The organism is Paraburkholderia sp. C35 (assembly GCF_003121405.1).
In the GTDB taxonomy this organism is placed as follows: domain Bacteria; phylum Pseudomonadota; class Gammaproteobacteria; order Burkholderiales; family Burkholderiaceae; genus Paraburkholderia.
Genome location: NZ_QBUY01000182.1, coordinates 1 through 9,592, shown reverse-complemented (window position 1 = coordinate 9,592; position 9,592 = coordinate 1). Strand labels below are relative to the sequence as shown.

At 63.2% G+C, this 9,592-nt stretch carries 6 protein-coding genes; 2 read left to right on the top strand and 4 right to left on the bottom strand.

The features are described from left to right. From DK391_RS45145 to DK391_RS43000, 3 genes are all read right to left on the bottom strand, one after another. On the bottom strand, nt 1–190 hold a 190-nt coding region (locus DK391_RS45145), incomplete at its 3' end, for a hypothetical protein (RefSeq protein ID WP_204117542.1). 34 nt (nt 191–224) lie between these two features. After that, on the bottom strand, nt 225–1,106 hold the full coding sequence (gene galU / locus DK391_RS43005) for a UTP--glucose-1-phosphate uridylyltransferase GalU (RefSeq protein ID WP_109484097.1): 882 nt from the start codon (nt 1,104–1,106) through the stop codon (nt 225–227). Nucleotides 1,107–1,178: 72 nt separating this feature from the next. Next, the gene (locus DK391_RS43000; protein WP_109484096.1) at nt 1,179–4,052 is read right to left on the bottom strand and encodes a valine--tRNA ligase; all 2,874 of its coding nucleotides are present in this window, start codon (nt 4,050–4,052) and stop codon (nt 1,179–1,181) included. A 192-nt stretch (nt 4,053–4,244) separates the two neighbouring features. Here DK391_RS43000 and DK391_RS42995 point away from each other — a divergent pair, with 192 nt between their 5' ends. Then, the gene (locus tag DK391_RS42995) at nt 4,245–6,623 is read left to right on the top strand and encodes a UvrD-helicase domain-containing protein (protein WP_109484095.1); all 2,379 of its coding nucleotides are present in this window, start codon (nt 4,245–4,247) and stop codon (nt 6,621–6,623) included. Further along, nucleotides 6,620–7,420 (top strand): 5'-methylthioadenosine/adenosylhomocysteine nucleosidase, encoded by an 801-nt coding sequence (locus tag DK391_RS42990; protein ID WP_109484094.1) that lies wholly within the window; start codon nt 6,620–6,622, stop codon nt 7,418–7,420. The genes DK391_RS42995 and DK391_RS42990 overlap by 4 nt, the downstream gene beginning before the upstream one ends. A gap of 21 nt (nt 7,421–7,441) precedes the next feature. On the opposite strand, the gene DK391_RS42985 is transcribed toward DK391_RS42990, so the two are convergent. Continuing rightward, nucleotides 7,442–9,349 (bottom strand): propionate--CoA ligase, encoded by a 1,908-nt coding sequence (locus DK391_RS42985; RefSeq protein ID WP_109484093.1) that lies wholly within the window; start codon nt 9,347–9,349, stop codon nt 7,442–7,444. Nucleotides 9,350–9,592: the final 243 nt, after the last annotated feature.

Genomic DNA, 9,592 nt, shown 5'->3' with positions numbered 1-9,592 from the left:
CCCGCAGGCAGTGACCGGAGTGGGCGGTGTTAGCCCGCTTTCTTTTGCCTACTTTTCTTTGCGGCGGCAAAGAAAAGTAGGTGCCGCCCCGCACAGGGGCAACGCTAGCAAACCAGAAGCAAATCGCGGACGCCAGCACAACTACAAAAACAAAAACAAAAGCAAAAACAAAAACGCGGGACACCGCCATCAAGACAGCCCCCGCGTCGCAGACAAAAAAACCTTTACCCTTCCAACACAGGCGACCGCGTCCGCAGATACTCCTCAAAATCCGCAGCCACTTCCGGATGCCGCAAGGCAAACTCAACAGTAGCCTTCAGATACCCCAACTTGCTACCGCAATCAAACCGGGTCCCGTGATACTTATAAGCCAGAACCTGCTCATCAGCGAGCAGCGACTGAATCGCATCGGTAAGCTGCAACTCGCCGCCTGCACCCGGCTTCAGCGCACGAATATGATCGAAAATGCGCGGCTTCAACACATAGCGCCCAACCACGCCAAGGTTTGAAGGCGCAACTTCCGGCGCCGGCTTCTCGACGATGCCCGACATCTTGATGATGGCGTCTTCCCATTCCTTGCCGTCGACAATCCCGTACGACTTCGTCTCCGCCGGCGGAATCTCTTCAACGCCGATCACCGAGCTGTGATAGTGATCGAATACCTCGATCATCTGCTGCATCACAGGCGGCTTGCCGTACAGCAAGTCATCGGCGAGGATCACGGCAAACGGGTTGTCGCCAACCAGCTTCTCCGCACACAGCACCGCGTGGCCCAGACCAAGCGCTTCCGGCTGACGTACATAGAAGCAGTCCACATGGCTCGGCTTGATGCTGCGCACCAGTTCCAGCAGCTTCGCCTTGCCGCGTGCTTCCAGTTCCGCCTCGATTTCGTACGATTTGTCGAAGTGATCCTCGATTGCGCGCTTGCTGCGGCCCGTCACGAAGATCATTTCCGTAATGCCGGCTGCCATCGCCTCTTCGACCGCATACTGGATCAGCGGCTTGTCGACGATCGGCAGCATCTCCTTCGGGCTGGCCTTGGTGGCAGGGAGGAAGCGGGTGCCAAGACCCGCGACCGGAAAGACCGCCTTTGTAACTTTTAGCATGTGTGTACCCTGCGTCCTCTGGTTTGGGATGCGCGCCGGCACCGGGTGGCTCGGCACGCATGCAGCAATCGATCAGGCAGGCAAGGGCGACAGTTGTGCGGTCAGCTTGCCAATCGTGGTCTGGTATTCTGCCAGCCTTTTTTGCTCCTGCTCAACGACCGCGGGCGGCGCTTTTGCAACAAAACTCTCGTTTTGGAGCTTGGCGTTACATTTCGAAACTTCCGCGTTCAACCTCGCAATCTCTTTTGACAGACGCTCGCGCTCGGCAGCGACGTCGATCTCCACCTTCAGCACGAGCTTGTCCGTTCCTACGATAGCAATTGGCGCGCCATGTGCCTGCGCATCCAGCGTGGCTTCGTCGGCGATGATCTGCACTTCGGACAAACGCGCCAACGCCTGCGCGTAAGGTGCAAACGACGTCAGACGCTCCGAATTGCCCGTCACCAGCAACGGCACCTTCGTCGCCGGCGACAGGTTCATCTCGCCGCGCAGGTTCCGGCACGCGTCGATCACGGCTTTCAGGTCGGCAGCCCATTGCTCGGCCGCTTCGTCGATCTTGCCCGCTTCGGCGATCGGGTAGGGCTGCGTCATGATCGACGCTTCGCCTTCCGACTTGCCTTCCGGGTACTTCGCCGCGAGCGGCGCCACCTTCTGCCACAACGCTTCCGTAATGAAAGGAATCACGGGATGCGCGAGCCGCAGCACCGTTTCGAGCACACGCAGCAGTGTGCGGCGCGTAGCGCGCTGCTGCTCGGGCGTGCCCGTCTGGATCTGCACCTTCGCCAGTTCGAGATACCAGTCACAGTATTCGTCCCATACGAACTTGTATAGGGCGTTCGCCACATTGTCAAAACGATAGTCGGCAAAGCCCTTTTCGACTTCCGCTTCGACGCGCTGAAGCAGCGACACGATCCAGCGGTCCGCGTCCGAGAAGTGCGTATAGCCGCCGGGGCCGCAATCGCCCGGCTTGCAGGCGCCCGGATTCGCGAAGCCGCAGTCGTGGCCTTCGCAGTTCATCAGCACGAAGCGCGTGGCGTTCCACAGCTTGTTGCAGAAGTTGCGGTAGCCTTCGCAGCGCGCCAGGTCGAAATTGACATTGCGGCCGAGCGTCGCCATCGACGCCATCGTGAAGCGCAGCGCATCCGTGCCGAACGCGGGAATGCCGTCGGGGAATTCCTTGCGCGTCTTCTTTTCGATGGTGGCGGCCTGCTTCGGGTTCATCAGGCCCGTGGTGCGCTTGGCGACCAGCGCGTCGAGACCGATGCCGTCGACGATATCGATCGGGTCGAGCGTGTTGCCCTTGCTCTTCGACATCTTCTGGCCTTCGGCATCGCGCACGAGACCGTGCACATAGACCGTGTCGAACGGCACCTTGCCGGTGAAGTGCGTGGTCATCATGACCATGCGCGCGACCCAGAAGAAGATGATGTCGAAGCCCGTTACCAGCACCGACGACGGCAGGAACGCCTGCAGTTCCGGCGTTTCGTTCGGCCAGCCAAGCGACGAGAACGGCACCAGCGCCGACGAGAACCACGTGTCGAGCACGTCTTCGTCGCGCTTGAGTGCGCCCTTGTAGCCGGCGGCGTCGGCCTTGGCGCGCGCTTCTTCTTCCGTCTTCGCGACGAAGATTTCGCCGTTTTCGCCGTACCACGCGGGAATCTGGTGGCCCCACCACAATTGACGCGAGATACACCAGTCCTGAATGTTCTCGAGCCACTGGTAATACGTGGTCGTCCAGTTTTCCGGCACGAACTTGATTTCGCCGCTGCGGACCACGTCCAACGCCGTTTCAGCGATCGACTTGCCGGGATTGAACGTGCCTTCCGGCGCCGGCTTGCTCATCGCGACGAACCACTGGTCCGTCAGCATCGGCTCGATCACGACGCCCGTGCGGTCGCCGCGCGGCACCATCAGCTTGTGCGGCTTGACGGATTCGAGCGCCCCGATTGCTTCGAGATCGGCCACGACCAGCTTGCGTGCGTCGAAGCGGTCCATGCCGCGGTACTTTTCGGGCGCGTTGTCGTTGATCTTCGCGTCGAGCGTGAGGATTTCGATCTGCGGCAGCTTGTGGCGCTGGCCGACCTGATAGTCGTTGAAATCGTGCGCAGGCGTGACCTTCACGACGCCCGTGCCGAATTCGCGATCCACGTAGTCATCCGCGATGATGGGGATTTCGCGGTCCGTCAGCGGCAGCTTGACCATCTGGCCGATCAGCTTCGCGTAGCGCTCGTCTTCCGGGTGAACCATCAGGGCGACGTCGCCGAGCATGGTTTCCGGGCGCGTCGTGGCGACCGTCAGATGGCCCGAGCCGTCCACGAGCGGATACTGGATGTGCCACAGGCTGCCGTTTTCTTCCTCGCTGACCACTTCGAGGTCCGACACGGCCGTGAGCAGCACCGGGTCCCAGTTCACGAGGCGCTTGCCGCGATAGATCAGGCCCTGTTCATACAGACGCACGAACACGTCGCGCACGGCGGCCGACATCTTGTCGTCCATCGTGAAGTATTCGCGCGACCAGTCGATCGACGCGCCCAGACGGCGCACCTGGCCCGTAATGGTCGAGCCGGACTGCTGCTTCCATTCCCACACGCGTTCGGTGAATTTCTCGCGGCCGAGGTCATGGCGCGACACCCCTTGCGCGTCCAGCTGGCGCTCGACCACGATCTGCGTCGCGATGCCCGCGTGGTCCGTACCCGGCACCCACAGCGTGTTTTCGCCGAGCATGCGGTGGTAGCGCGTCAGGCCGTCCATGATGGTCTGGTTGAACGCGTGGCCCATGTGCAGCGTGCCCGTGACGTTGGGCGGCGGCAACTGGATCGAGAAATTCTTGCGGCCTGCCTCGAACGCCGGCGCGGCGTAGCCGCGTTTTTCCCATTCGGGGCCCCATTGGGCCTCGATCGTCTGCGGCTCGAAACTCTTGGCCAGCGTGCTGTCGCTTGTCGTCATCGTCAAAATCTGCCGGAAAATGCGTGGAAAGATGCCTGAAACCTTGAATTATAAAGGGATGCGCGCGCGGCGGGCCGCGCCTGGCGGAATCGGGGCCGCACGCAGGCGCGCGAGCAGCCGCCTCAGGCAGTTGGCCTCACGGTCTTATAATGACGGACCACCCGCCGCAACCGCTGTCTCTCTCCGTCATCCATGCCCGAACTGCTCGCGAACCTGAACCCCGAACAACACGCCGCCGTTACGTTGCCGAACGAACCGGCGCTCATTCTGGCTGGCGCAGGCAGCGGCAAGACGCGCGTGCTGATCACGCGGATCGCGTGGCTGATCCAGCAGGGTCTCGCCTCGCCGCCGACCATTCTCGGCGTCACCTTCACGAACAAGGCCGCGCGCGAAATGATGTCGCGCCTGCAGGCGCTCTTGCCCATCGACACACGCGGCATGTGGATCGGCACGTTCCACGGCCTGTGTAACCGGATGCTGCGCGCCCATTACCGCGACGCGGGCCTGCCGCAGACCTTCCAGATTCTCGACACGTCCGACCAGCTTTCCGCGATCAAGCGCCTGATGAAGGGTCTGAATATCGACGACGAGAAATATCCGCCGAAGAACCTGCAGTACTTCATCAACAACGCGAAAGAGCAGGGGCTGCGTCCGAAGGATGTGGATGTCTCCGACAACTACAACCAGAAGTTCGTCGAGCTGTACCAGGCGTACGACCAGCAATGCCAGCGCGAAGGCGTGGTCGATTTCCCCGAACTGCTGCTGCGCTGCTACGAACTGCTGTCGTACAACCCGCCGCTGCGTGCGCACTATCAGGCGCGCTTCCGGCACATTCTCGTCGACGAGTTCCAGGACACCAACAAGCTGCAGTACGCGTGGCTGAAGCTGCTGGCGGGCGAGCACAACGCGATCTTCGCGGTCGGTGACGACGACCAGTCCATCTATGCGTTCCGCGGCGCGAACGTCGGCAACATGCGCGACTTCGAGCAGGAGTTCAAGGTCCGGCATCTGATCAAGCTGGAGCAGAACTACCGCTCGCACGGCCATATTCTCGATGCCGCCAACACGCTGATCTCGAACAACTCGCGGCGTCTCGGCAAGAACCTGCGCACGGATGCCGGTCACGGCGAGCCGGTGCGCGTCTACGAGGCGACGACGGATTCGCAGGAAGCGGGCTGGATCGTCGAGGAGATCCGCGATCTGATCGCCACGGGCGCGTCGCGCAGCGAAATCGCCGTGCTGTACCGGAGCAACGCGCAGTCGCGCACGATCGAACATACGCTGGTGAACGTGGGCATTCCGTATCGCGTGTATGGCGGTTTGCGCTTCTTCGAGCGGCAGGAAGTGAAGCACGCGCTCGCCTATCTGCGGCTGATCGACAATCCGAACGACGATACCGCGTTTGTGCGCGTGGTCAATTTCCCGACGCGCGGCATCGGCGCGCGCTCGATCGAGCAACTGGCGGATGCGGCGCGTCTGTACAACTGCTCGATGGCGGCGGCGATTCCTTACGTGACGGGCAAGGCAGGCACGAGCCTCGGCGGCTTCGCGAACCTGATCGCGAAGATGCGCGCGGAAACGGCGCAGATGAGCCTGCCGGAAACCGTCGAATACGTGGTGCGCGCGAGCAGCCTGTCCGAGTTCTATCAGAACGAGCGCGAAGGGCAGGAGCGGCTGGAGAACTTGCAGGAACTGGTGAACGCGGCCACTGCGTTTGTCAGCGAAGAAGGCTACGGCCTCGACACGCCCGCGCGCTCGATTCCGCTGCGTCCGGGCGCGACCTCGGCACCCGAACTGGTCGTCGCGACGGACGATCCCGGCGTCGAGGTGCTCGATGCCGCCAATCCCGCCGATCCCGCGCAGAACCCCGACACCATGACGCCGCTCGCGGGCTTCCTGTCGCATGCCTCGCTGGAAGCGGGTGACAACCAGGCGCAAGCCGGCCAGGAAGCCGTGCAACTGATGACGGTGCACGCGGCGAAGGGTCTCGAATTCACGGCGGTGTTCATCACCGGCCTGGAAGAAGGCCTATTCCCGCATGAAAACAGCGCGATGGAATCGGATGGTCTCGAAGAAGAGCGCCGTCTGATGTACGTCGCGATCACGCGTGCGAAGGAGCGGCTGTATCTGTCGTTCGCTCAGAGCCGGATGCTGCACGGCCAGACGCGCTACAACATCCGCTCGCGGTTCTTCGACGAGTTGCCGCAGGAAACGCTCAAATGGCTCACGCCGAAGGTCGAAGCGGGCGCGCGCTGGGGCGGCCGTTCCGACAACGCAGGCTGGGGCCGCGACTGGTTCTCCCGACCGGACCGTCAGAAGCAGCAGGGCTTTGGCGGCGGTCGCGAGAGCTATGCGACGACGTCCGCGCCGCTGCCCGCGTTCGCAAATGAGCAGCGCGCGGCGGATACGGGCTTCCGCGTTGGCCAGCAGGTGTTCCACACCAAGTTCGGCGAAGGCACGATCCCCGCGCTCGAAGGCGGTGGCGCCGACGCGAAGGCGCAGGTCAAGTTCAAGCGTCACGGCGAGAAGTGGCTCGCGTTGGCGGTTGCCAAACTGCAGGCGGTCGAATGAGCGCGCTGCAGTCTGAGGCAACTTTGGAAGCACCGATTGCGCGCCGCCCGCTTGGCGTGATGGCGGCATTGCCCGAGGAACTCGGCGATCTCGTCGCCGCGATGCGCGCCGAAGGCGCCGTCGAAACCGTCACGCTGGGCAAGCGGGACTATCACGTTGGCAGCGTGCACGGCGCGCCGTGCGTCGTGACGCTGGCGCGCGTCGGCAAGGTCGCGGCAGCAGCGACGGTGAGCGCGCTGATTCACGCGTTCGATGTTGAGGCGGTCGTGTTCACGGGCGTGGCAGGCGGCGTCGGGCCGACGGTGCGGATCGGCGATATCGTCGTGGCCGAGACCTTGATGCAGCACGACCTGGATGCGTCGCCGCTGTTTCCGCGCTTCGAAGTGCCGTTGCTCGGCGTGTCGCGCTTCACCGCCGATGCACCCTTGACGGCTTCATTGGCCGATGCCTGCGAGCGCTTTATCGAAGAAGAGGGCGAGGCGCTGTCGCAGCGTTTTCTGACGGAAGCGCGGCCTTCGGTGCATCGCGGGCTGATCATCAGCGGCGATCAGTTTGTCGCGAGTTCGGTGGCTGTGGATCTGTTGCGCGCCGCGTTGCCCGATGCGCTCGCCGTCGAGATGGAAGGCGCGGCCATCGCGCAGGTGTGCTATGAGTACAACGTGCCGTGCGCGATCGTCCGGACCATTTCCGATACGGCGGACGCGCATGCGCCCGCATCGTTCGTGACGTTTCTGCACGAGATCGCGGGCACGTATTCGAGCGGGATTCTCAGGCGCTTTCTGTCGGCGCGCGGTTGAGGCGCGCCGTTCCTCACAGGCTTACTTCTCGCTGAGCGTCGCGGCAACCGCCTCGCGAATCTGCTGCAAGGCCGACGGATCTTCGATAGTCGGCAGATCGCCGGGATCGCGTCCTTCCGCGAGCGCCGCAATCGCGCGGCGCAGCAGCTTGCCGGAGCGCGTTTTCGGCAGCATCGACACTACGACCACATGCGCGGGCCGCGCGATCGCGCCGAGATGGCGGTCGACGGTCGCACAGAGTTCGGCGGACAGCTTTGCGCGCGCATCATCGGATTCGTATGCGCCCGCGTCACGCACCACGACGAACGCCAGCGCCGCCTGACCCTTCACCTGATCCGTCACGCCGACCACGGCCACTTCGGCGACCGCCTTGTGCGACGACAACGCCTCTTCGATCTCACGCGTGCCGAGCCGATGGCCCGCGACGTTGATCACGTCGTCGGTGCGCCCGAGGATCGTCACGTAGCCGTCTTCGTCCTGAATGCCCCAATCGAAGGTCGAATAAACCTGATGCTCCGGGACGCTTTCCCAGTAGGTTTTGACGAAGCGCGCATCGTCGCCCCACACGGTCGACATGCAGCCGGGCGGCAACGGATAGCCGAGCGTGATCACACCTTTCTCGCCGGGTGCACACGGCTCGCCCGTGTGCTCGTTGCGCAGCGTGAGATCGTAGCCATAGCAGGGCACGCCCGGCGAGCCGAGCTTTTGCGGCAACGCCTCGACGCCGCGCTGGATCGCGAGAATCGGCCAGCCGGTTTCGGTCTGCCAGAAGTTGTCGACGACGGGCTTGCCGATGGCATCGGCGATCCATGAAGCGGTGGGTTCATCGAGCGGTTCGCCCGCGAGGAACAGCGTGCGCAGGCTGGACAGATCGGCTTGCTTGAGCAGCGCGGGGTCTTGCTTCTTCAGCACGCGGATAGCCGTCGGCGCGGTGAACATCAGATTGATCTTGTGCTGCTCGACGAGCCGCCACCAGATGCCGCCATCGGGCCGGATGGGCGTGCCTTCGTACATGACGGTGGTGAGGCCGGCGATCAGCGGCGCGTAGACGATATAGCTGTGGCCGACCACCCAGCCGACGTCGGAGGCGGTGAACATCGTGTCGCCCGCTTTGCCCTGGAAGATGTATTCCATCGATGCCGCGAGCGCCACGGCATAGCCGCCGACATCGCGCTGCACGCCTTTGGGCTTGCCCGTCGTGCCGGACGTGTAGAGCACATACGAAGGCTCCGTCGATTCGAGCCATTCGCATTGCACATGGGCGTCGAAGAACTGTTCGCGCAATGGCTCATAGGCGACGAGATACGGCGCACTTAGCCGCTCGGGCGCGAGTTGCCGGTCGATCAGCAGCACCTTCGGCGTCTTGTGCGTGGCGCGCGACATGGCTTCATCGACGAGCGGCGTGTAGTCGATCACTTTGCCGGCGCGCGCGCCGGCGTCGGCGGTGACGATCAGCGCGGGTTTGGCATCGTCGATACGCGCGGCCAGATTGGGCGCCGCGAAGCCGCCGAACACGACCGAGTGAATCGCCCCGAGGCGCGCACAGGCGAGCATCGCGAACACCGCTTCGGGGATCATGGGCAGATAGATGAGCACGCGATCGCTGCGCTTGACGCCGAGCGAGCGCATCACGGCGGCCATGCGGTTCACTTCGGCGTGGAGTTCCGCGTAGGTGTAGCGGCGCTCGATGCCCGTTTCCGTCGAGATATAGACGAGCGCGTTCTGTTGTGCGCGTTCCGCGAGATGGCGATCGACGGCGTTATGGCAGAGATTCGTTTTTCCGCCGACGAACCAGCGCGCGAAGGGCGGGGTAGAGCGGTCGAGAACGGTATCGAATGGGGTGTGCCAGTGGATGCGCCTGGCTTGTTCCTGCCAGAAATCTTCGGGGGAATCGATCGAGCGGCGGTGGAACTCGCGGTAGGTGGTCATTGGTCGTGGCCCCAGGGTCGGCTGTGCGGTCACGCTGGTGCGTGTGGGCTCAGGATAGAGCACGGGGGGCGTGGGGGGCAACGCGGGTAGACCATGGTTTGGTTTTGGTGTTTGGTTTGGGTTTTGGGTTTGGTTTGCCTGGCGTGCCGCTGGCGTCCGCGATTTTCTTCTGGTTTGCTAGCGTTGCCCCTGTGCTGGGCGGCACCTACTTTTCTTTGCCGCCGCAAAGAAAAGTAGGCAAAA